Raw genomic sequence first — 21546 nt, 5'->3', positions numbered from 1 at the left:
GAGTAGGCATTCGCCCGGATCAATAAGCATCAAGATGTATTGTTGCTTGGTATCCGGTACTTCATTAAGGTAAAGGGAGAGATGCAACGTGAAGGATTCAAACAAAAGTTTGTTGTGGGGAGCATTGATCGGTTCGGTAGTGGGTTCTGTAACAGCGCTGCTGTTGGCGCCTAAATCCGGACGTGAGCTGCGTCAGGATATTTCGGAAGGTGCGCGTCAGGTCACCGAGAAAGGTCAGGAACTGGCCGTTAAGGTCGGCGAACAAAGCTCACAGATCGTATCCAAAGTAAAAGAAACGGCAGACGTTGTCATCCAGGATATCCAATCCTGGCGGAATTGCGCTGAAGGGAAGGAATTACGTGTATCTGCTGTCATTACCGACTCGGATTCGTCGGTAGATTCTTCTGTGAATAACGATGAAAATGAGTCTGGCATTGAGGTCGTTGCGAAGCTGACTGCAGATGATTCAAAAGACAATATCTGAAGCAATGCTTGGCAATAAGCAGGCTTTCCTCGAAGAATGAGGAGAGCCTGCTTTGTTGTGTGCGACAATGATGTGGAAGCCGCAGCGTGCGGTGTTTTATTTGAACCCTGAGATGAAATCGGGTAAGATGTAGGTACCTTTTTGCCGGAATAATCATACGGTAGGAAGAAAGCTCTGGAACCCAAATCGTTATCAGAACCAATTCAATGAAGAAGGAAGCGGTGTGTTCGTGCAGCAAGCAATCGCTATATTAGACTCCGGTGTAGGGGGATTGACCGTCGCCAAGGAAGTGATGCGTCAGCTCCCGCGGGAAAAGATCATTTATTTTGGAGATACTGCCCGGACACCGTACGGACCCCGTTCGTCCGAACAAGTTAAACAATTTACGGAACAAATCGTTGATTTCTTGATCCAGTTCGATCCGAAGGTTATCGTTATCGCCTGTAACACAGCCACGGCTGCAGCCCTTGACTATATCCGGGCGAAGGTGAATGTGCCTGTCATTGGGGTCATCCATCCCGGGGCACGTGCTGCCATTACGGCTACTCGAACAGGGCGCATTGGCGTAATCGGTACAGTGGGAACGATAGGAAGTGGTGCATATACTTCGGCACTTAAGCAGTTATCCCCCTATATTGATGTCGTCAGTCAGGCTTGCCCCGCATTGGTGCCTCTGGTAGAGCAGGGTGAATTTCGTTCCGAACAAACAACACTTGCGGTGGAGCAGTCGTTGGGTCAGATCAAACAACAGCCAATTGACTGTCTCATTTTGGGTTGTACCCACTATCCATTTCTCATGGAAACGATCCAGGAAGTCATGGGACAGGAAGTGAAATTGATCAGTTCGGCAGATGAGACGGCGAGGGAAATCAGTACGATTTTGTATGATAAACGAAAGCTGGCAAGTGGGGATGAGACACCGGTGCATCAATTTTTCTGTACGGGAGACCCGCGCATGTTCCAGAATATTACCCGCCAGTGGTTGGGAGAACAAATCTCGAAAACCCCTGTTGTTTGGCAGGTCACCCGATTAACGTAACTTAGCAGTATTACCCATTCATATTGGAGTTGAGGTTGAAGCTTAACCCACTGCACTCATCGGTCATTTCCGGAGCCCTGGCGCTCCGGTTTTTTATTTACTCGAATAACAGCGCATGAAAAAGGCTCGCGTGATTCATGTCACATGACGGACAACCGGGTTCGCATACATATTAGGGTAGCACAATAAGAGCATAGGACGGGGAGAACTGCATTCTCCTGCCGGGAAAGGAGACACCATGGAGCTTCAGTGGATTATTGTTCAGTCAGGGGATACCTTATCCCGTATTGCCTCTGCGCACCACATGACGAGGGCATTGCTGGCTGCCCTGAACCCGGAGGCAGCAGCGCAACCCTACTTGTTTGCCGGGCAGATGCTGCGAATCCTGCCGGGAACCGGTCGCAGATATGCTGTTCAGCCTGGGGAAAACGTGGGGTGGATCGCAGAACGTTTTGGCCTGAATGAAAAAGAGCTGCGTGACGCCAATCCCGAATTTGCGAACATTGAGGATTGGTGTGGGCGGTGTATTCATATTCCGGATTCAAATGGTAAAACTATTGTCAGGTTACAGGGTGAATACGGTTACCGTGAATTGAGCCGGGATGTCGCTTTGCTTGAGAAGCATTATCCGTTCATCTCCACAGGTACAATCGGTGCAAGCGTCATGGGGAAGGCTATACCCTACGTAAAGATTGGGGAAGGACCGCGCCATATTCACGTTAATGCTTCCGTTCATGCCAATGAATGGCTTACGAGTGCGGTAATCATGCGTTTTGTTGAAGAATATGCGAGGGCATACACTGACAGCGTGCCTTGGCAACAATTCAGGACAGAGCGTTGGATGCAGGAAACGACATTGTGGGTCGTGCCTATGGTCAATCCGGATGGAGTGGAGCTCGTTCAGGAGGGGGTTGTAAACAGACATCCACATGCCAAGCAGCTGCTTGCATGGAATGCTGGACGTCCACATTTTACCCATTGGAAAGCCAATATCAGAGGGGTTGATCTGAACGATCAATTTCCGGCTCACTGGGAGGAAGAGGCAGCGCGGAGAGGCATTACATCACCCGGTCCCCGAGACTATGCAGGCAAGGCACCGTTATCTGAGCCAGAAGCAAAGGCACTTGCAGAGTGGACAGAACAACACAGCTTCGCTGCTGTCGTTTCCCTGCACAGTCAGGGGCAAGAGATCTATTGGAATTACCGTGATTTGGAGCCCAGAGAGAGTGCGCCGTTATCGCGCAGGTTGGCACGGGCCTCGGGTTACAAAGCAGTTAAATTAGGTGGAAGCGATGCGGGATACAAGGACTGGTTCATTCAACAGTTTCGGAAGCCGGGCTTCACGGTGGAAGTCGGACTCGGCGTCAACCCACTACCTGTTGAACAGTTTGATGATATCTGCGTCGAGGTAGGTCTGCTGCTGGCTGAGCTGCTGTCGGATGGGGAAACCGGAACAGAAGCCCTGTCATGAAACTTCAAGCTTCCCATTTCGTATATAACATACGGGCGCTGTGACAGCGTCCCGTCTTTTTTTGGTTATCATACTATTCTTAAAAGGGTAATGAGTGGAATACGATCATGCGCCTTCATTGGCTCATGAAGAATATGGAGGGATTCACATGAAGTGGAGAAGACTGCTGTCGTTCAAACGATGGACTGAAGTGTTCAAGAGACTGCCCCGCCTATTGCGGGCTCCGCAGATCCCTTTGCATGAGAAACTGCTGTTCATCATCCCGGTCATACTGTATTGGGTTCTACCGGATGTCATGCCTTTTATGCCTATCGATGATATTGGTGTTACTTTGCTGCTCATGAACTGGTTTGTCAGCCGTGCGGAGCGTAAATATCCGGTGCTACCCTCCCGCGCCTAAAGGAATCATGAGGTAGATCGATACGGTTTACCTTTGATTTTGCATCAATGTTATTGCGAAGCGGAGTAACTTTCTTTACAATAGATGCTGGAGTTTAGAAATGCTGAAATTGTTGGAACCAGCAATTACAATATAGGAGATGAAGTCGAAATGAACTGCAAAATTACTCGTAATGCTGCCAAAGTATTGAAATTGGAGCTGGACAAGCCCGAAAACGAAGGGAAAAAACTTCGTGTAGTTATCACGCATGCTCACGGTGACCACGCTCACTACGGTCTTGATCTGGACACGCCTAAAGAAAACGATACCGTAGTATCTACGGACAAAGAGATCGATGTTATTCTTGAGAATGATCAACCACTTCTGGATGGCGTTAAAATTGACTACCTGTACCTTCCTCAAGAAGGATTTGTCATCACGAACCCTTCCAAAGGCAACCACGGCGACCACTAAGGCTGCGAAGAAGGGGAACTCATGGCTAACGATATCCGCGTATGCGAAAAGTGTAATCATATCAGACTGAAGTCGATTGTACCCAAGCTGGAGAAAATGGCTCCGGATACGGAGATCAAGATTGGGTGTAAATCGTACTGTGGTCCGTGTGCGAAGCGTGCTTTTGTGTTTATCAACGGTCGGTACATTAGTGCGCCGACGGAAGAAGAAGTGCTGACAAAAGTCGCAAAATTCGTGAAGTAAAAGAGAGGCTGATGCCTCTCTTTTTTTGTGCACAGAGATAACTTGGTAGTATTTTTAATGTTCCAAGAACCTTAGGGAGGATTATAGGGGAGCGTCTTTTTTCATTTCATGAATTTCAAAGGTATCCTCACGTATTTCGATAGCGACTACCGTGTCGTTTTTTTTGAAGAAATGAACATGTCCCATTTGGTTCTCCTCCAACTCTACCCACCCTTCATCGTGTAATTTCTGAAAATAATCAGCAGGCGTATAAAGGCCTTGTTCACCTCCGATATGTTTCAATTCATACGTTTCACTTATTTTAATATTGGGGTTTGCTGAGTCTGTCGTGACTTTTAATGGTTTGGCATTCGTCGGAACTGGAATATCGGCAATAATGGAGGAACTTGTATAACCCGTTATTTCATACGTTGCAGAAGCACAGCCACTGGTTATCAATAACAAAGTCAACATGATGACCGGAATCCTCAGGTTTTTCAAACAACCACCTCTTTCTTCTAAAAAGTCATCTATAAGATAAACGCAGTGAGTTAGGGGAAGGTTACAACCATGGGGATGATGCAGGTTCAAATGGAGTCACGACATTGCATTCATAAATTGTTTATGCAAAAGAAGAATAAGGCAGGACCTCATCATCCATCCTAAAGGGGTAACAGGAACATGATCCCAAGGAGGAATAACTCATGCCGAAGCGTTATGATTCCAGTTTGCAAGCGAATACGACCGTATCTCAGGCGCAGAATGCAGTGAACAAACTTCATTTTGCCGTATCTCAGGCCATGTCACATCCTACAGAGCAGACCATTGAACAGGCCGAGCGCCGATTGGCGCATACGGAGCAGGCGATGCTTCAGGCTGAACGTTCGCTTGGAGGACAGGGTGTCGAGCTGGCAGAAGAGATGTTCTCTGAGGAGAAGAGAAGATTGAACTCCATCCAGAGTCAGAACGGGCAAGGGAATCAATAGCTGTTCCTGTCACACCAGAACCCGCATGCCATAGAGCGTTGCGGGTTCTTTTTTTTCATGCTGCCTTTTCAAGAATCTCCCGGAAATAGGTCGCCCTGGACAGTAAGATAAGGGAACGCTTAAATTTCTGTCAGAAGGTTAATAAACCTTGAGCAGCCAAATTCCATACGGGAGGTACAGAATGACCAAACATATTACAGATTGCACGATTCTGAATAATGGGGTAACGATGCCTTGGCTAGGATTTGGAACATATAGAGCAAAGGGTAAGGAAGTGCAGCAAGCGGTTGAGACGGCATTGGAAGTAGGATATCGCAGTATTGATACGGCATCTGTCTACGGGAATGAAGAAGAAGTGGGACAAGCCATTGCGAGCAGTGGAATTGCCCGCAATGAGCTGTTTGTGACAACCAAGCTCTGGAACGAGGATCAGGGTTACGATTCGACGCTCAGAGCATTTGAGGCCAGTCAGAAGGCACTGGGACTGAATGTCATTGATCTATATTTAATTCACTGGCCGGGAAGAGACCAGTACAAGGAGACGTGGAGAGCATTCGAACGTCTATATAGCGAAGGAAGCGTACGGGCGATTGGTGTGAGTAATTTCCAAATCCATCATTTGCGCGAAATCATAGATGAAGGTGGAACGGTACCTGCTGTCAATCAGGTGGAACTGCATCCAGGTCTGATTCAGCAGGAACTGCAGGATTTCTGCGGGGAGCAGGGAATTCAGCTGGAAGCCTGGAGCCCCATCATGCGAGGAAAACTGAACAATGAATCCACGTTAAAGGGCCTTGCCCAAAAATATGGAAAGACGCCGGCACAGATCATTTTGCGCTGGGATATTCAAAATCAGATTGTGACCATACCGAAGTCCGTTACACCCGAACGGATTCGTGAGAATGCAGACATTTTTGATTTTGAGTTAACGCCGGATGAACTTAGATCGATTGATGCCTTGGATTCTGGTAAGAGAACCGGGCCGCATCCGGATCAACTCTTTTGGGATTGAGTAAGGATAGCAATGTCTATGCCATAAACTGAAAGGTCCTCTTCAAGAAGGAGAGGGCCTTTTCTCTCTTTCAAAATTGCTGCCCGACTTGGGTTCGAGGGATGCTTCCTAAGTGATGCTTCTGTTAAAGGAAAACGTTTAACGCATGCAACCGAAGAGATTCAGTCGTAATAACGAACAAAAATTTCCTATCACAACAATGTCAATTTGGTGTATAATCTAATATTATGTGAACGTCGTCACAAAGTGTTAAAGATTTAGCATCATAGGAGGCATAAATACATCATGAGTAATTGGGCTTTATTTAAAAATATGACTCGACTGTATTCCGTAACGGTAATGGTTGTTCCGGTAATACTAGGCACCATCTCTGCCTACGCCATGCAGAAAGAATTTCATTTTCTTTTGTTTTTGCTGACGCTAGTAGGCGCGGTGTCAGCTCATATTTTTTCCAATATGGTAAACGATCTATGGGATTATCGGAACGGAACCGATACCCAAGCAACGGAGACGGAAGGTGCGATTTCGACGCACTCCGGGTTTCTGACTTCGGGAACCATGACCGAGAAGAAATTTGCGGCTATTACCTGGGGATTCCTTGTGCTGGCTGGGGTCTGTGGTCTTATTCTTACGATCGTCAGCGGTTGGCCGATCCTGGCTATTGCGCTGATCGGGGCTTTGATCGCTTATTTCTATGTTGCGCCGCCAATTAAATTCGGCTACCGCGGAAAAGGCTATAGTGAGATCGGGATATTTGTTTCCTTTGGTATCCTGCCAGTTCTGGGTGCTTACTATGTACAGACAGGAGAGTTTGCGCTTGCGCCGCTGCTACTGTCCTTGCCGGTCGGCATGCTGACCACCATGCTGCTATTTAACCATCATTTTCTGCACTGGCGTGCGGACCGTGAAATCGGCAAGAAGACGCTGGTCGTCATGTGGGGGGAAGAGCGGGCGCTTCGTCTATCCAAGCTGATGACGATCCTTGCTTATGTCCTTTTGATCGTAAGTGTGGTGTTCCATGCTTTGCCCGTTTATGGTCTTGTCGCGATTATTTCCGTTATCCCAATGTATAAGGTTTATAAATCACTGGGCAAGGTTAATCCGTCCGAGACGTATCTGCCGCTTATGGGAGCTTCCCAGCAATCATCTGTGCTCTGCGGTCTAATCATGTGCGTAGGGCTGCTGCTCTAAAAGAGGGTATAAATAGGGTCCGGTCCTGCGTCAGGCAGGTCGGACTTTTTATTTATTTTATATGGATGAATTTTACGTAAGGATTAATTAGATTTAAGTTGAAAAAAAGCAGCAGGTTCAGGGGATTGCCCTTGCTCCTGCTGCTTTTGTGTTATTTGGATGGTTTATCGGATTGCGGTACTTCGCATCCATCATCAGTGCACACACCGCCGGCATCGGCGTTAGCTGTGCTGGATTCAACCATGGTGAAAGGGGAGCGCTCATCCCACGCCTTCTGAATGGCATCACGGAACACGTCGTCCGGCTGCGCGCCTGATACCGCGAATTTGCGGTCGAATACGAAGAATGGCACGCCGCGAATGCCTAATTGCTCGCCTTCAGCCTGATCTGCACGAACCTGCTCCGCGAATTGATTGCTGGCCAACACCTCGGCAGCTGCGTTGCGATCCAGACCCACTTCCTCGGCCAGTTGAATCAGTACATCAGTGTCACCAGCATGTTTGCCTTCTATGAAAATGGCCTTGAACAAACGCTCGCTGAGTTCAAGCATTTTGCCTTGTGTATCTGCCCAGTGGGTCAGGCGGTGAGCGGAGAACGAGTTGGTTGGGATCATCTCATCAATGTTATATTCCAATCCGGCCGTACGGGCATTGGCATTCATTTGAGCATTCATGCCCTTTGCCTGTTCCACGCTCATATTGTATTTGGCAGCCAGATATTCCGCGTTCGTTTTGCCGCTGTTCAGTTCAGCATTAGAATCCAGCTCGAAGCTTTTGAATTGCAGTTTCACTTCATCACGGTGTGGGAACTGAGCCAATACATTTTCCAAACGGCGTTTGCCAATATAACAGAAAGGACACATAAAGTCAGACCATATTTCAATAATCATTCTTTTTAAACCTCCATATAAATGAAACTATTTTAGTTACAATTATAAAGCGACTTTCTAAATAACGCAAGGCAGGTATCGGGCTGTTCCAAAAAAAGAAGTGCTAAACATGCAGTGGGCTGCACGCTTAACACTTTTGTGGTAATTAAAGGTGGAAATGCTCGATTCGGAAGTACCTGAATACTTGAATTACATAAAGAAGCAGAACTGTATCCCTATTTGTCCTGATAAGCCTGGGACCAGTGGTAAGGCTGGATTTCGTCCAGTCTTTTATAGATTAACCTTCCATCCGGGTCATATACAGCGGCTTTGACATCTTCACCCCAGAAAAATAAACGTTCCTGACATACCCCGCAAGGAGTAAGCACTTTGAATTCCGAATGTTCGTCATCTCGTGCCACGCAGATGGAGTGAGTAACTTTCTCGTTTAATTTATGTGCTTCGAGGTAGGCGCCCGTCTCCATGCACAGGTGTGTGGCATCATTGATCACTTCCGGAGCAACGCTGATTAACAGCGAACCCGCTGCGGTATAAACTGCTGCTGCACCGCCCCAACCCTGAGGGTAGCGATGCTTCACAAAGTTCGCCGCTTCATCATATAATTTTTGTTCAATGGACAAGGGTTCGGATTGAATTGTCATGATTTTATGTTTCTCCTTTAATCAAAAGCTGCTATACGAAGACATTGGCATTAGCTGTGTCTAGGAAGCAGGTTCTGCGCTGTTTTCTTCACGGAATTGCCGGATAAGGTCATACGTTATGACGGTATCGGACACATGCAATCTCTTCAAAGCTTCATCATGTCCGGAATTGCACGCACTGATGTCTGTCTTGTTGCGGGTGGACAGATCATAACATGAACCGTTCTCGTAAATATAATCGTCTGAAGGGATATAAAACACCGAACCGTCAGTGAATGCACCACTTCTCAATACAACGGTTCGGGATGATCCGTCATAGATGTCGTTCCCCATGTGATAATATTCATCTGTGATGCCGAGCAAATGAAGCGCTGATGGAGTGATATCCAGTTGTCCGGTAGGTTGGTCTACGGTTCCTGCTTCGGCTCCGTCCGGCAGATGCACCAGCAGCGGGACCTCATTCATGATTTGCTCCATATCCAGTTCATTCAGGGACCGTCCAAGGAACTGCTCATACTGCGCTTGTTCTTTGATCGAATTATCGTGATCCCCATAGAACATGAAGATGGTTTTGTCCCATAATCCTCGGTTCTTCAGATCTTCCACCATACTGCCCAGTGCAGAATCCACATAATGAACGGATTGCAGGTAATCACCAAACATCGTGCCCTCGAACTCACCTACATCAAGCTGCTGTTTATCCTGCGGGAGTGCATATGGATGATGACTGCTGAGTGTGATGAGGAAGGAATAGAACGGCTCGGTAATCTCGCTGTCCATCTTCTGAACGGATTGCCTGAAAAAAGACTCATCAGACAGGGACCAGCCCAGTGGATCATCCTGTTCAAAATCATTTTTGCTGTAAAATTTGTCGTAGTTCATGTTCTGATACATTGTATAACGGTTCCAAAATCCACTCTCGTACGCATGAAAAACATTGGTGCTGTATCCATTGTCCTTCAGTATTGAAGGCAAAGAATCATATGCGTGGTCTGCGTACCGAACAAAAGCTGATCCAACAGGCAGTGGGTGGAGTGAAATATTGGCTCCAAAATCGGCATCCGATGTTCTGCCCTGACCTGTTTGGTGATAAAAATGACTGTAATATTGGCTTTCCTTCATCAGTTCGTTAAAATGCGGCGTGATTTCCTGACCACCGATACTTTGCCCGATCATGAAATTCATGAAGGCTTCTCCTTGAACGATGATGAGATTACTATCCTTGTACTTGCCAAACAGGGCATTTTCACTAGAAGCGTTATTCTGTCTGTCAGCAAAAAAGGATTTGGCTTGCTCGACATCTGCAGGATCGGCTTCGGGGCCGGAACCGATATGGTCTTTTGCATAGTTGTACAGATCATATCCATGAAAAGCGAGAAGTCCGGTCACGTTGTACATGGAGACGTTCCACCAATTATTGTCGAACAGCCCCTTGGCCCACGTTTTACTGTAAAAATAGATTGGCCCCACCGCAAGACACAGTCCGAGCACCAAGGCAATGCCGCCTGCAGTGAGTCTGCGCATGCCTCTTTTCTTGCTGCGGTAATTGGAGTAATTCCCCAACCCGTTACTGGTTGTAGACAAACGGGAGATACGATTTCGCCTGCTGAATAGCAGGATTGCCCCATACGGAATGATGGCAAGCCAGTCTGCGAAGAACCACAAGTCACTGGCGTGTATGAGCGTAGCAATGCTGTCGCCCAGAGCGTCAACTTGTCTGGCCTGCATTAACACAGGGATCGTTAGAAAGTCCTGAAAGTATCGATAATAAACCATATCGGCATAGATCAGCGCTGTGAGGAGCAGATTGAGAACGACAAGAGACAAGATCATGCCCCGTCTAGGCAGCCACCAGGTCCAGAAGGACAGGAGCAGCAAAGAGCCGATGGCAATGACTTTATCCAGGAGACCCATGGTGATGTTATAGGCGTGCAGGTTGTGATGAAGCCACATGAGTTTCAGCAGCATCAGCACTAGAAAAATGAGATATAACGTAAGTGGATGATTAAGAAGCCTACGCGGCGTCATGCTGCGTGTAGGCTGTGAGATGACCATCAAGGTTCCCTCCCAGTTGCAGTGTTTTGTTCATTTAATGTTAACGGAGTGTAAAAAACAGGGCTCCATTCATTATAGCTCTCCTTCATGGCATTTCAACTATGCCCCTAGCAGATGTGCTTCATGCAGATCATTGGTTGCATAACCGTACAAAAAAACGCCCCAGCCGTGAAGGCAGGAGCGTTCTGTTTGAATCGTATCATTACTGTTTCGGTGATGAATTCCGCGGAGGTAACGGCCCCAAGTACTGATAGTATTGGGTCTCAATGCGTCCGTTAAACAGTTTGCGGCGTTTATCCGCTTTACGGCCAAAAGCTTCTTCGAAGGATTTGGTTGAAGTGATGGCAAAAAAGGACCAAGTCGGCATCTCGAGATAACTGCGGCCTAAGGAGCGGATCAGCTTCAAGACGTCCTTCTCTTCGCTCAGGCGTTCACCATATGGCGGATTGGTGATAATTACACCATACTGCCCTTGAGGTCTTGCGCGGTGTGCAGGCAGTACGCTGACCTCAATATCCTTGGCAAATCCTGCACTTTTGATCGCTGCCTGCGCTACCTCGATCGCTTCAGGGTCAATATCACTACCCGAAATCTGCAATGGAACGTCGTCACGAACAGCATCAAATGCCTCCTCGCGAGCCTGTTCCCACAGTTCTTTAGGGATGACATCCCAATTCTCGGAGTTGAAGGAGCGGCGCAGTCCTGGTGCGATGTTCCACCCGATCATGGCTGCTTCGATCAGCATGGTGCCTGAACCGCAGCACGGATCATAGAAGGGGCGGGATACGTTCCAGCGACTAAGCTGAATAAGCGCTGCAGCGAGTGTTTCTTTCAGTGGAGCCTCCGTCACCAGTTTACGATAACCCCGTTTGTGAAGTCCTGGTCCGGTCGTGTCGAGTGTAAGCAGGGCGCGGTCATTCAGCAAAATCACTTCAATGACATAACGAGCCCCGTTCTCGGGGAACCATTCGGTGTTATGTGTCAGCTTCAGTTTCTCAACGATCGCTTTTTTCACGATACCTTGGGAGGCAGGGACGCTGCTCAGTTGGGATTTGTGGGAGCGGCCTTCGACAGGGAATTCACCGTTCGCTGGGATCCATTCTTCCCAAGGGAGTGCTTTGGTACCTTCAAACAATTCGTCAAATGTGGTTGCCGGGAATTCACCCATCTTGATAAGGACACGGTCAGAACTTCTCAGCCACAAGTTGCAGCGGCAAATATCAATATAATCTCCAGTAAATACAACCCGGCCGTTCTCGACCGTAACATCCTCATACCCCAGCTGTTTCAATTCCCGAGCTACAACAGCCTCAAGTCCCATTGCTGAGGTCGCAATTAATTGCAATTGAGCCATGTGTTTCATTTCAACTCCATTTCAAGCGGAAGAGGACGATGCCTTCATCCAGCTGTATAGTAACGGTGCGGCCTTGCCGCATTCCGTGAAAAAACTTACAATGAGAAATGCGGTGAGCGCTAAGCTCGCTAAAGAAGCAGGTGATACTGTAGTCTAACCGCCTGTGTTGATAACAAACATTCATTATAGAACATTGGCATCCATAAGGAAAGCAGTCCAAGTGTCCAAGGAGGATATACGTGGTGAATCTTACCCCTGACGAATATGTAAATCAATTATTTCAAGAGGATGAGCTGTTATTAAAGGTGAAAGAGGCCATCCGTTCAAACAACATGCCTGAGGTGTCGGTTGCACCGGCATATGGCCGTTTGCTTACGTTTCTCGCCAAGACATCAAAGGCAGAGGCTGTGCTGGAAATCGGCGTATTGGGCGGTTACAGCGGTATATGCCTTGCTCGCGGCATGAGTGAAGGAGGAACTCTGACGTCGCTGGAATTGAAAGAAGAATACGCGGCGATGGCTCGTGGGCATCTGGAGGAAGGTGGCTTCGGCGAAAAGGTAGAGTATCGCATTGGCCCGGCGGCTGACAGCCTGAAGCAATTGGAACAGGAAGGTCGCACATTCGATTTCTTCTTTATTGACGCAGATAAGGAGAATTATCCTGTGTATCTCGATTATGCTATTAAGCTGGCCCGGCCGGGTGCTGTCATTGTAGGCGATAATTGTTTCCTTCGTGGTCGTACGCTGAATCCGGACAAGCAAGGCCCGGCTGTGCTTGCTGTGCGTCGTTTCAATGAGCAGATGGCGAGTGACCCGCGCCTTGTCACCACCATGTTGCCGGATTATGATGGCTTGGCGCTGGCCTGGGTGAAGTAGAAGTGGAAATTTTCTAAAGATCAAACTCCGATGAATCATGATCTCACGCTCTTGTGTTAGTGAGGAAATTCTTGATTCTGTCGGAGTTTTTTTAGTTTGAAAAATATTGATCGTTAAGAATGATTTTTTATTGAGATCTTATCTAAATATGAATTTATTATTAGTGAAGAAGGTGTCATAACTACCTTTCAGGAAATTTTATGGTAATATTGTATAAAAGGAGTTATAAATTTCTATATATAGAGGTGTTAAATTGAGACCTTTATTCATTTTTCTTTCTTTGCTTCTGATCTCAGGTTTCGTATTTCATTTTCTTAACATATACACGCCATTTTTAATACTACCAGTTTATTTTGTACTTATTGCAGTGTTAGTTCTTTTGATTTTTTATCTTTTTAAGTATTATTTTATTAAATAAGAATGTATTTGAAATTAATCAGAAAATTTATATAAGGATTGATTAATTTTTTATGAAGAACAATTCGCTGCGCTTTTGATTGGATTAATAGCCCACCGCGTTGTTGAAAAGTAATACACACAATTGAAAACGCAAAAAAGAGATGAACACATCCCTGATCACAGGGCCTGGGTTCATCTCTTTTTGCCATTTTATAAAATAAGGATAAAAGTATGAGAGCTATTAAACTTCAGGTGTACCGTATGTTTCAAACCATTTTTTAATCGTTTCAAAATCATCACTGAATGACAGGCCGAGCATGAGCAAAATACGTGCCTGTTGAGGGCTGAGGTTGTCCCCGGCAATGACACCGTTGCCGCCGCCATATACACTTCCTGAACCTGTACGGGTCGTGGTTACAAAGATGACGCCCTCTTCAATTGCTTTCGTACGGGCCTGTCCCATTGCTCTGGAGATGCCGCCTGCTCCGGTACCGGAGGTTACAATTCCTTTGGCTCCGCCGCGTACGAAACCTTCAATCGCTTCCCCGCCAGCTTCCTGATAGGAGATGGCAATTTCAACTTTCGCCAGATCAGCCTTCGTAATCTTGCTCAGATCAAATGCCGGCTTGGCTGTGCCTTCAGGCTTCAGTGCACGTGCCGGAGCACGGTAGATTCGGATATTCTCTTCATCGATGTAACCAACAGCACCGAGCATTGGCGTCTCAAATGTATCCGTACGATAGTCATTCGTTTTGGTTACACCACGTGCAAGCTGAATCGTGTCGTTCAGCATCAATACCGTTCCGAACGAGGTAGTGCGTCCGCTTCCCGCAAGTTTGATGGCGTTGTACAGGTTCGCTTGGGCATCTGAACCGATAACGGTCCATGGTCGCATGGAGCCGGTAATGACCACAGGCTTATCGCTCTGCACCGTCATGTCAAGGAAATAAGCGATCTCCTCCATGGTATCCGTACCTGTCGTAACCACGACACTGTCATACTGTGCAAGTGCCTTGTCTACGGTAAGGGATAAATCGTATAGATCTGCCATGGTATATGAACCAGAACCTGAGTTGCCGAATTGGAGCGTGCTAACATCTGCTATCTTCTGTTTGTCGGGTAACGCGTCAACCATTTCTTCAATGGGGAGTGTGCCTGCCTTGTAATTTTGGAAGCTGGTTGCATCCTCGGATTGACCGGCAATCGTTCCGCCTGTTCCAATGACAAGTACATTAGGTAATGCAGATTGTTTGGAGGATTGAGGCAAGGCCGGAATGGATGTATTCCGTGCTGGAGTACTAGGCGAAGTGGACTGTACCGCACTTGTTGTTCCGCTCACTTCTACAGTCGCTGCTTGAGCAGCATAAGTTCCGACTGGGGACAAAGAGATGGTCAGAGCGGTTAAAGCAGCAGTACTCCATACAGCCCAGGGACGAAGATTTGAATGTTTACTCATAATTAGCACTCTCCTTCAGGTTAGTAACATGTGATGTTTGTTCGGAATATTATGTAAATCAATTGAGATGATTGTATTTGATGTTAACTAATATGACAATAGTAGAAAAACGGAGATTATAACGTTATATAGATAGATATTCAGAGTAAAACTATTATTTATAAGGTTAAATGAATAAATATAAACCGCTAAAAGTAGAAATGAAAGGAGAGGTAGAGCTCGGTAGGGATTTTTGTGTTAATTAAAATGACATCTAAGACTTTTATCCTGATTGAAAAATGAGGTTCGTGGGATTTAAATGGCATTCCCTAGGAGAAGAGGCTCAATTATTGCCAAATATTTGTATGACCATACAGTAAAGTCTATAATATATGGTGTTTCTTATATGTAAATAAATATATATTAGCGATTGGAGGAATGACGATGAACCGAGCACCCAGAAAGTATGCCAATTATATTCCGATCCGGGAACTGGAAGCAGTAGAGCAGCAGCTATCTCCCTTCCAGGTGTACGCCGAACTTCGTGAGAATACTCCAGTCCGATACGATGAGCACCGTGAATGCTGGGATATCTTTCGTTATGAAGATGTGCAGTACGTCCTGAAAAATCCCAAGTTGTTTTCTTCCGCACGTGATCGTGCAAACACCAGTATGCTTACAACGGATCCGCCCAAACACAAGCAGTTAAGGGACTTGGTTAATCAGGCATTCACACCGAGGGCCATAGAAGCGCTTGCTCCGCGCATTCAGGAGATTGCCGATGAATTAATCACTCCCCGGTTGTCCCAAGGTCAAATGAACCTGGTCGATGATCTGGCGACTCCGCTGCCTGTTATCGTCATTGCGGAACTCCTGGGAGTCCCTGCAAAAGACCGGCAGAAGTTTAAAGTATGGTCGGACGCCTTGGTTAAGGGGGCGCGCAATGACAGTGATGAAGCTTTTCAGGAGCTTATGGAAGAGAAAAAACGAAATCAACAGGAGCTGGCCATCTATTTTACAGCCATTATGGAAGAACGTAGGCAGGAGCCACAGGATGATTTAATCTCTTTGCTGCTGGCAGCAGAGATTGAAGGGAAGAAGCTGAGCGAGGAGGAACTGGTTGGTTTTTGCATTTTGCTGCTTGCAGCAGGTAATGAAACGACGACCAATCTGATTACCAATGCAGTTCGCATTCTTGCAGAACAACCCGAGCTGCAGCAGCGGCTGCGTGAACATCCAGAGCACGTTGCATCAGCTGTTGAGGAGACGCTGCGTTACTACCCGCCGATTGTTGCGATTGGACGTGTAGCTAAAGAAACGGTTGAATTGAACGGGCAGGCCATTCAGGAGGGAACTCAGGTTATTTCGTGGGTGGGTTCGGCCAATCGGGATAGCGAAGTTTTCGGCGATGCAGAACAATTTATCGAGGATCGCAAACCGAACCGGCACATGGGATTTGGATTTGGCATTCACTTTTGCCTGGGAGCCCCGTTAGCCCGTCTGGAGGCGAGAGTTGTACTCCACACCATGCTGCAGCAGATGCAGGATATCAAGCTTGTTCCGGGAACGACACTGCAGCCAATCCAGAGTGCGTTTGTATTTGGTGTGAAGGAATACCCTATTCTATTTGAGCACGTTAAGCAGTCTTAACAAAGTGATAACGAAAAAAGCCGCATTCTTTGTCCCTAGGGCAATGAATGCGGCTTTTGGTGATGCGTTCCAAGTGAAGGGATGTCCTGCTCAGGATTCCCTGACGAGAGCAGGCTTTTTGTATAGTTTGAATCGAACCCATACCATATTGATTAACAGGAGTCCGCCAGATACGATAAACAATCCCTCAATGCCGATAAATCCTGCCATAAAACCGCCGATTACGGCTCCGAGCATATTCCCGAGAGCGAGCGTACTCGTATTGAAACTGAAAGCACGACTGATCATGCCATCTGGAGTGTAGGCTCGAATCAAGGCGTTGACGCTAGGCAGCAAACCACCCATGAATACACCCATGGCGAAACGTACCAAAATGAGCTGCCATACCGATTGTACGAAGGCTTGTGGAATTAGCAGCAGTCCCGTACCTATAAGAGAGAAGGTCAATACCTTGTGTGCTCCAATACGATCACTGAGCTTGCCGAGTATTGGAGACATGGCCATGTTGGATAGTCCGGTAACAGCACCGACAAGACCTGCCCAGAATGCCACGTTTACATCCGATGCATGCAGCTTCTGTACATACAGCGGCAAGAGTGACATGGGGCTGATCATCGCAAACTGCAGCAGGAACGTTACAGCAAACAATGCGGGCAGCTGTGGTGACTTGTTCAATTCCTTCAGTCCGGACAAAACGGATTGTTCAGGCAGTTTGGCCGCTTCCTTGCGGTCGAATTTTTCCCGAACAAGGAACATGGCCAGCAGCGATGCAGCAAAGATGAGGCCACCTGTAATGTAGAATATGGGCCGGAAGCCAACGGCATCCGCAAGCAAACCGCCGATCAGCGGACCGAGAATCGTTCCGGCTACCTGTCCGGACTGACTTATCCCCATGGCGAAACCCATGCGATCCTTGGGCGTTGTTCCCGAGATTAGGGAAACGGCTGCCGGATTAAAACCGGAGATGGTACCGTTGAGCAAACGCAACAAGAGGAGCTGCCAGGGATTTTGGGCAAATCCCATGAGCGCGATCACAATCGCCATCCCGAATCCGGAGCGCAGCAGCATAATTTTACGTCCATACTTATCGGACAGTTTGCCCCACAAGGGCTGGAACAAAAATGAAGTGAGGAAATTGGCAGCAAATATAAATCCCGCCCATATGCCAATCTCGTGCTCACCGACGACGCCTAAATCCTTGGCAAGGTATAAGGATAAAAAAGGCGTAATCATGGTCATGCCCGAATTGACCAGAAACTGTCCAAACCAAAGCACAATGAGGTTTACTTTCCAAGTTTTCAAAGTGCTTTCACTCCCTTTCTGTAATTCGTGGAAAAAACACCATTCTTTCATTATACCATAATTGGCATATGGATGATGCGATGTAAGGAATGTCATAGTATTGTCATCGGAACAGAGCGGCACGTGGTTGTTACAGCTCTTCAAAAAGGGCATAATGAGAGTTATGAGTCCAAAAACTATTGGAGGCTTCTTACATGAGCTATAATGATCGTTTGATTCGAGCCAGCTTCAAGCAGCAAGTAGACCGTGTTCCTGTATGGTACATGCGTCAGGCTGGGCGTTATGATCCTGAATATCGTAAAATTAAGGAAAAGTACTCTTTGCTCGAAATTTGCCGCAGGCCAGAGCTCGCAGCTGAAGTTACACTCATGCCGGTACGTAAACTCGGTGTGGATGCGGCTATTTTGTACTCCGATATTATGAATCCGGTTGCGTCTTTGGGCATTGATTTTGATATTGTAAAAAATATTGGTCCCGTTATTGATAACCCTATACGTTCGGCGGCAGATGTGGATCGTTTGCGTCCGATCGATGTCGAAGGGGACCTGTCGCATATTTTGGAAACCATTCGGATTCTGGACAAGGAATTGGATGTTCCCCTCATCACATTTGCGGGCGCACCGTTTACCATTGCCAGTTATCTGATCGAGGGGCGTCCTTCAAAGGGCTACATTCGGACCAAAACCATGATGTACAGCGAGCCTGAAGTATGGCATAAGCTCATGCAAAAACTAGGTGATATGGTAATTACATATGTCCGTGCACATATTGCTAATGGAGGCAAGGCTTTTCAGCTATTCGACAGCTGGGTTGGAGCCCTTTCTCCAAATGATTTCAAAACGTATGTGTTGCCGACGATTACCCGTATCTTTACCGAATTATCGGATTTGAATGTACCGAAAATCTATTTCCCTGGTGTGGCCTCCGGTGAACTGCTACCGACTCTGACGGATCTGCAAGCCAATGTAATCGGTCTGGACTGGAGAGTTTCCATCACAGAAGGCCGCAAGAGACTGGGTGGCAAATTTGCCGTACAAGGCAATCTGGATCCCTATGTGCTGACAGCACCGATGGATTTGATTAAGCAGCAGGCAAAAGTCATTATTGATGAAAGCATCAAGGAGCCGGGTTATATTTTTAATCTGGGACATGGCTTGTTCCCGGAAGCTTCTCTTGAAAAATTGAGAGAACTTACGGCATATATTCATGAATATTCTGCAGAAGTTTTGAAGACGGGGGTGACGGTTAGCAATGACTAATACCGTAGGTGTACTGGTGATGTCTTATGGCACACCTGAAAATATGGAAAGTATTGAAGCGTACTACACACATATTCGTAGAGGACGTCCGCCTGAGCCGGAACAACTGAAGGAACTGACGGATCGGTATGAGGCTATCGTTGGGGGCGTTTTCCCGCTTCGTGAAAATACCGATAATCAGGTTAAGGCTCTGCAAGAGACGCTGAGCCAGGATGAACGTACGAACGGAGTGGAGTTCCGTTGTTATCAAGGTCTGAAGCATGCTCATCCATTTATTGAAGATGGTGTGGAACAGATGGCGAAGGACGGAATTCAGACAGCAATCGGTGTTGTACTTGCTCCTCACTATTCCACAATGAGTGTGGGCAGCTACATCAAGCGTGCTCGTGAAAAAGCAGAGGAACTTGGAATTCAAATGACATTTGTTGAGAGCTACCACCTGCATCCTAAGCTGATCCAGGCTCTCTCTTCCCGTGTCAGTGCCAAGCTGGATGAATTCGAAGAGGCTGGTGCGAAGCGTGGGGATGTACGAGTCTTGTTCAGTGCACACAGCTTGCCTGAGCGGATCGTAAGTCTAGGTGATCCTTATCCGCAGCAATTGCTTGAAACCTCCGAAGTCATTGCATCACGTGTAGGTATTAGCAACTGGCAATTTACATGGCAAAGTGCTGGACGTACGGCTGAACCGTGGCTTGGTCCGGATATTTTGGACACACTTCAGGAACTGTCCCGGGAACAGATTGAGGATGTGCTGGTTGCACCCATTGGGTTCGTCTCTGATCATCTTGAAGTACTCTATGATCTGGATATTGAGGCCAAAGCGATTGCCAAGGAGATTGACATGCGCCTAATGCGGATCGATTCGCTCAACAGTGATCCTCTCTATATGGAGACGTTAAGTGACGTCATCATTAGCCAGTGGCAGCAAGGGTCGGATGTGTAATGGAAGACCAGAAACGTCGTGTTGTTGTCGTTGGTGGAGGCCTGACGGGCCTCAGCGCGGCATTTTATATTCGGAAGCATTACCGGGAAGCCGGGATTGAACCGCAAATTACACTGATTGAAAAAAGTTCGTCCATGGGTGGAATGATTGAGACGCTGCACCGGGATGGGTTTGTCATTGAAAAAGGCCCAGATTCATTCCTGGCTCGCAAAACTGCCATGATTGATCTCGCCAAGGAATTGGAAATTGATCATGAACTGGTAAGCCAAAATCCGGAATCCAAAAAAACGTATATTATGCAGCGGGGCAAGCTTCACCCCATGCCTGCTGGACTTGTGCTCGGAATACCAACAGAGTTGAAGCCGTTTCTGAGAAGTGGCCTGGTTTCTCCGGCAGGGAAGCTGCGCGCGTTGATGGATTTCTTTATTCCACCGCGCCGTAGCGCGGAAGATGAATCCCTCGGTTACATGATTGAACGGCGTCTCGGTCCGGAGGTGCTTGAAAACCTGACCGAGCCTCTGCTTGCCGGTATTTATGCCGGGGATATGCGTCGTCTGAGTCTTCAGGCGACATTCCCGCAATTCGGTGAAGTGGAACGGGATTATGGTAGTCTGATCCGCGGCATGATGACAGGTCGTAAACCTGCAGAGACACATACGGGAACGAAGAAAAGTGCGTTCTTGAATTTTCGCCAAGGACTTCAGAGTCTTGTTCACGCCTTGGTTCACGATATGCAGGATGTGGACCAACGCCTGAATACGTCTGTTCTATCATTGGATGTTCAGCAAGGTGGTCAAACGAGGTACAGTGTGCAGCTCAATAACGGGGAGCGTATTGAAGCGGATGACGTGATTGTTACAGTCCCGACGTATGTGGCATCTGAACTGCTCAAACCGCATGTGGACACCTCTGCGCTGGATGCAATTAATTACGTATCTGTAGCCAATGTAGTCCTTGCTTTTGAGAAAAAGGATATTGAACATGTATTTGATGGTTCAGGCTTCCTCGTTCCACGCAAGGAAGGGCGGAATATTACAGCCTGTACCTGGACATCGACCAAATGGCTGCACACCAGTCCGGATGACAAAGTGCTGCTGCGTTGTTACGTCGGCCGCTCCGGAGACGAGCAAAATGTAGAACTTCCCGATGATGCGCTGACGGCTCTGGTGCTCAAGGATCTGCGGGAAACGATGGGTGTAGAGGCCGTTCCGATCTTCTCGGAGATTACCCGCCTACGCAAATCCATGCCGCAGTATCCCGTAGGCCATCTTCAGCATATTGCAGCACTGCGTGAGGAACTAGGCAGTAAGCTGCCGGGTGTTTACATTGCTGGTGCTGGTTATGAAGGAGTAGGTTTGCCGGACTGTATCAAACAGGCAAAAGAAATGTCGCTTCAGGCAGTTCAAAAGCTGGCTGTGCACTAATGCAGCCAATATAAGGCTGCCTTTCCTGCGGAATGAATTCATTCTGTAGGAGAGGCAGCTTT

General features: G+C 47.4%; 21 protein-coding genes. 14 read left to right on the top strand and 7 right to left on the bottom strand.

What is annotated here, in order from left to right:
- The first annotated feature begins 88 nt into the window (after positions 1 to 88).
- The 6 genes from PIL01S_RS04805 to PIL01S_RS04780 all read left to right on the top strand — a co-directional run bounded on the left by PIL01S_RS04805 (position 89) and on the right by PIL01S_RS04780 (position 4090).
- Positions 89 to 484: a YtxH domain-containing protein gene (locus tag PIL01S_RS04805; protein WP_127536477.1), complete on the top strand. Its 396-nt coding sequence runs from the start codon at positions 89 to 91 to the stop codon at positions 482 to 484.
- Between the two features lie 229 nt (positions 485 to 713).
- Positions 714 to 1523 (top strand): glutamate racemase, encoded by an 810-nt coding sequence (gene racE, locus PIL01S_RS04800; protein WP_095288100.1) that lies wholly within the window; start codon positions 714 to 716, stop codon positions 1521 to 1523.
- 238 nt (positions 1524 to 1761) lie between these two features.
- On the top strand, positions 1762 to 2994 hold the full coding sequence (locus tag PIL01S_RS04795; RefSeq protein WP_127536476.1) for a M14 family metallopeptidase: 1233 nt from the start codon (positions 1762 to 1764) through the stop codon (positions 2992 to 2994).
- 148 nt (positions 2995 to 3142) lie between these two features.
- The gene (locus tag PIL01S_RS04790; protein ID WP_095288057.1) at positions 3143 to 3394 is read left to right on the top strand and encodes a hypothetical protein; all 252 of its coding nucleotides are present in this window, start codon (positions 3143 to 3145) and stop codon (positions 3392 to 3394) included.
- Positions 3395 to 3544: 150 nt separating this feature from the next.
- Positions 3545 to 3847, top strand: coding sequence for a heme biosynthesis protein HemY (locus PIL01S_RS04785; protein ID WP_095288056.1), 303 nt, complete (start codon positions 3545 to 3547; stop codon positions 3845 to 3847).
- Between the two features lie 21 nt (positions 3848 to 3868).
- Positions 3869 to 4090 (top strand): YuzB family protein, encoded by a 222-nt coding sequence (locus PIL01S_RS04780; RefSeq protein WP_127536475.1) that lies wholly within the window; start codon positions 3869 to 3871, stop codon positions 4088 to 4090.
- An 81-nt stretch (positions 4091 to 4171) separates the two neighbouring features.
- Here PIL01S_RS04780 and PIL01S_RS04775 read toward each other — a convergent pair whose 3' ends face one another.
- Positions 4172 to 4570 carry a hypothetical protein gene (locus PIL01S_RS04775; RefSeq protein ID WP_164764166.1) on the bottom strand — a complete coding sequence of 133 codons (399 nt, stop codon included), beginning with the start codon at positions 4568 to 4570 and terminating at the stop codon, positions 4172 to 4174.
- 203 nt (positions 4571 to 4773) lie between these two features.
- On the opposite strand from PIL01S_RS04775, the gene PIL01S_RS04770 reads away from it, so the two are divergent.
- The 3 genes from PIL01S_RS04770 to PIL01S_RS04760 all read left to right on the top strand — a co-directional run bounded on the left by PIL01S_RS04770 (position 4774) and on the right by PIL01S_RS04760 (position 7258).
- Positions 4774 to 5055, top strand: a complete 282-nt coding sequence (locus tag PIL01S_RS04770; RefSeq protein WP_095358951.1) for a hypothetical protein — start codon at positions 4774 to 4776, stop codon at positions 5053 to 5055.
- A gap of 181 nt (positions 5056 to 5236) precedes the next feature.
- Entirely contained in the window at positions 5237 to 6067 is an 831-nt protein-coding gene (locus PIL01S_RS04765; protein ID WP_127536473.1) for an aldo/keto reductase, read from the top strand.
- Positions 6068 to 6352: 285 nt separating this feature from the next.
- Positions 6353 to 7258, top strand: coding sequence for a prenyltransferase (locus PIL01S_RS04760; RefSeq protein WP_127536472.1), 906 nt, complete (start codon positions 6353 to 6355; stop codon positions 7256 to 7258).
- Between the two features lie 151 nt (positions 7259 to 7409).
- On the opposite strand, the gene PIL01S_RS04755 is transcribed toward PIL01S_RS04760, so the two are convergent.
- The 4 genes from PIL01S_RS04755 to PIL01S_RS04740 all read right to left on the bottom strand — a co-directional run bounded on the left by PIL01S_RS04755 (position 7410) and on the right by PIL01S_RS04740 (position 12197).
- Positions 7410 to 8147 carry a DsbA family oxidoreductase gene (locus tag PIL01S_RS04755; protein ID WP_110759554.1) on the bottom strand — a complete coding sequence of 246 codons (738 nt, stop codon included), beginning with the start codon at positions 8145 to 8147 and terminating at the stop codon, positions 7410 to 7412.
- Positions 8148 to 8362: 215 nt separating this feature from the next.
- Positions 8363 to 8767, bottom strand: coding sequence for a cytidine deaminase (locus tag PIL01S_RS04750; RefSeq protein ID WP_127536632.1), 405 nt, complete (start codon positions 8765 to 8767; stop codon positions 8363 to 8365).
- 81 nt (positions 8768 to 8848) lie between these two features.
- Positions 8849 to 10843, bottom strand: a complete 1995-nt coding sequence (locus PIL01S_RS04745) for an LTA synthase family protein (protein ID WP_127536471.1) — start codon at positions 10841 to 10843, stop codon at positions 8849 to 8851.
- 202 nt (positions 10844 to 11045) lie between these two features.
- Positions 11046 to 12197: a THUMP domain-containing class I SAM-dependent RNA methyltransferase gene (locus PIL01S_RS04740; RefSeq protein ID WP_095358946.1), complete on the bottom strand. Its 1152-nt coding sequence runs from the start codon at positions 12195 to 12197 to the stop codon at positions 11046 to 11048.
- A 242-nt stretch (positions 12198 to 12439) separates the two neighbouring features.
- Between PIL01S_RS04740 and PIL01S_RS04735 the strand changes: the two genes are divergently transcribed.
- Positions 12440 to 13072 (top strand): O-methyltransferase, encoded by a 633-nt coding sequence (locus tag PIL01S_RS04735; protein ID WP_127536631.1) that lies wholly within the window; start codon positions 12440 to 12442, stop codon positions 13070 to 13072.
- 640 nt (positions 13073 to 13712) lie between these two features.
- On the opposite strand, the gene PIL01S_RS04730 is transcribed toward PIL01S_RS04735, so the two are convergent.
- Entirely contained in the window at positions 13713 to 14927 is a 1215-nt protein-coding gene (locus PIL01S_RS04730) for an asparaginase (RefSeq protein WP_127536470.1), read from the bottom strand.
- A 423-nt stretch (positions 14928 to 15350) separates the two neighbouring features.
- Between PIL01S_RS04730 and PIL01S_RS04725 the strand changes: the two genes are divergently transcribed.
- Positions 15351 to 16556: a cytochrome P450 gene (locus PIL01S_RS04725; protein WP_127536469.1), complete on the top strand. Its 1206-nt coding sequence runs from the start codon at positions 15351 to 15353 to the stop codon at positions 16554 to 16556.
- Positions 16557 to 16646: 90 nt separating this feature from the next.
- Here the strand turns inward: PIL01S_RS04725 and PIL01S_RS04720 are convergent, their stop codons facing one another.
- Positions 16647 to 17858, bottom strand: coding sequence for an MFS transporter (locus PIL01S_RS04720; RefSeq protein WP_127536468.1), 1212 nt, complete (start codon positions 17856 to 17858; stop codon positions 16647 to 16649).
- Between the two features lie 194 nt (positions 17859 to 18052).
- Here PIL01S_RS04720 and hemE point away from each other — a divergent pair, with 194 nt between their 5' ends.
- The 3 genes from hemE to hemY are packed head-to-tail and all read left to right on the top strand — an operon-like array spanning position 18053 to position 21484.
- A complete protein-coding gene (hemE, locus tag PIL01S_RS04715) occupies positions 18053 to 19117 on the top strand; it encodes a uroporphyrinogen decarboxylase (RefSeq protein WP_127536467.1) in 1065 nt (354 codons plus the stop codon).
- Entirely contained in the window at positions 19110 to 20060 is a 951-nt protein-coding gene (gene hemH, locus PIL01S_RS04710) for a ferrochelatase (RefSeq protein ID WP_127536466.1), read from the top strand. The genes hemE and hemH overlap by 8 nt, the downstream gene beginning before the upstream one ends.
- Complete coding sequence (gene hemY, locus PIL01S_RS04705) at positions 20060 to 21484, top strand: protoporphyrinogen oxidase (protein WP_127536465.1); 1425 nt, start codon at positions 20060 to 20062, stop codon at positions 21482 to 21484. The genes hemH and hemY overlap by 1 nt, the downstream gene beginning before the upstream one ends.
- Positions 21485 to 21546 lie beyond the last annotated feature (62 nt).

It is taken from the genome of Paenibacillus illinoisensis NBRC 15959, assembly GCF_004000925.1.
Lineage (GTDB): Bacteria > Bacillota > Bacilli > Paenibacillales > Paenibacillaceae > Paenibacillus > Paenibacillus illinoisensis.
Note: the sequence above shows the minus strand (reverse complement) of the source record. Positions and strands in the feature narration are given on the sequence as shown.

Coding starts and splice junctions, on each gene's coding strand:
- PIL01S_RS04795 (WP_127536476.1), top strand. CDS start 1,762: ATGGAGCTTCAGTGGATTATTGTTCAGTCAGGGGATACCTTATCCCGT.
- PIL01S_RS04790 (WP_095288057.1), top strand. CDS start 3,143: ATGAAGTGGAGAAGACTGCTGTCGTTCAAACGATGGACTGAAGTGTTC.
- PIL01S_RS04785 (WP_095288056.1), top strand. CDS start 3,545: ATGAACTGCAAAATTACTCGTAATGCTGCCAAAGTATTGAAATTGGAG.
- PIL01S_RS04780 (WP_127536475.1), top strand. CDS start 3,869: ATGGCTAACGATATCCGCGTATGCGAAAAGTGTAATCATATCAGACTG.
- PIL01S_RS04770 (WP_095358951.1), top strand. CDS start 4,774: ATGCCGAAGCGTTATGATTCCAGTTTGCAAGCGAATACGACCGTATCT.
- PIL01S_RS04765 (WP_127536473.1), top strand. CDS start 5,237: ATGACCAAACATATTACAGATTGCACGATTCTGAATAATGGGGTAACG.
- PIL01S_RS04760 (WP_127536472.1), top strand. CDS start 6,353: ATGAGTAATTGGGCTTTATTTAAAAATATGACTCGACTGTATTCCGTA.
- PIL01S_RS04755 (WP_110759554.1), bottom strand. CDS start 8,147: ATGATTATTGAAATATGGTCTGACTTTATGTGTCCTTTCTGTTATATT.
- PIL01S_RS04745 (WP_127536471.1), bottom strand. CDS start 10,843: ATGGTCATCTCACAGCCTACACGCAGCATGACGCCGCGTAGGCTTCTT.
- PIL01S_RS04740 (WP_095358946.1), bottom strand. CDS start 12,197: ATGGCTCAATTGCAATTAATTGCGACCTCAGCAATGGGACTTGAGGCT.
- PIL01S_RS04730 (WP_127536470.1), bottom strand. CDS start 14,927: ATGAGTAAACATTCAAATCTTCGTCCCTGGGCTGTATGGAGTACTGCT.
- PIL01S_RS04725 (WP_127536469.1), top strand. CDS start 15,351: ATGAACCGAGCACCCAGAAAGTATGCCAATTATATTCCGATCCGGGAA.
- hemE (WP_127536467.1), top strand. CDS start 18,053: ATGAGCTATAATGATCGTTTGATTCGAGCCAGCTTCAAGCAGCAAGTA.
- hemH (WP_127536466.1), top strand. CDS start 19,110: ATGACTAATACCGTAGGTGTACTGGTGATGTCTTATGGCACACCTGAA.
- hemY (WP_127536465.1), top strand. CDS start 20,060: ATGGAAGACCAGAAACGTCGTGTTGTTGTCGTTGGTGGAGGCCTGACG.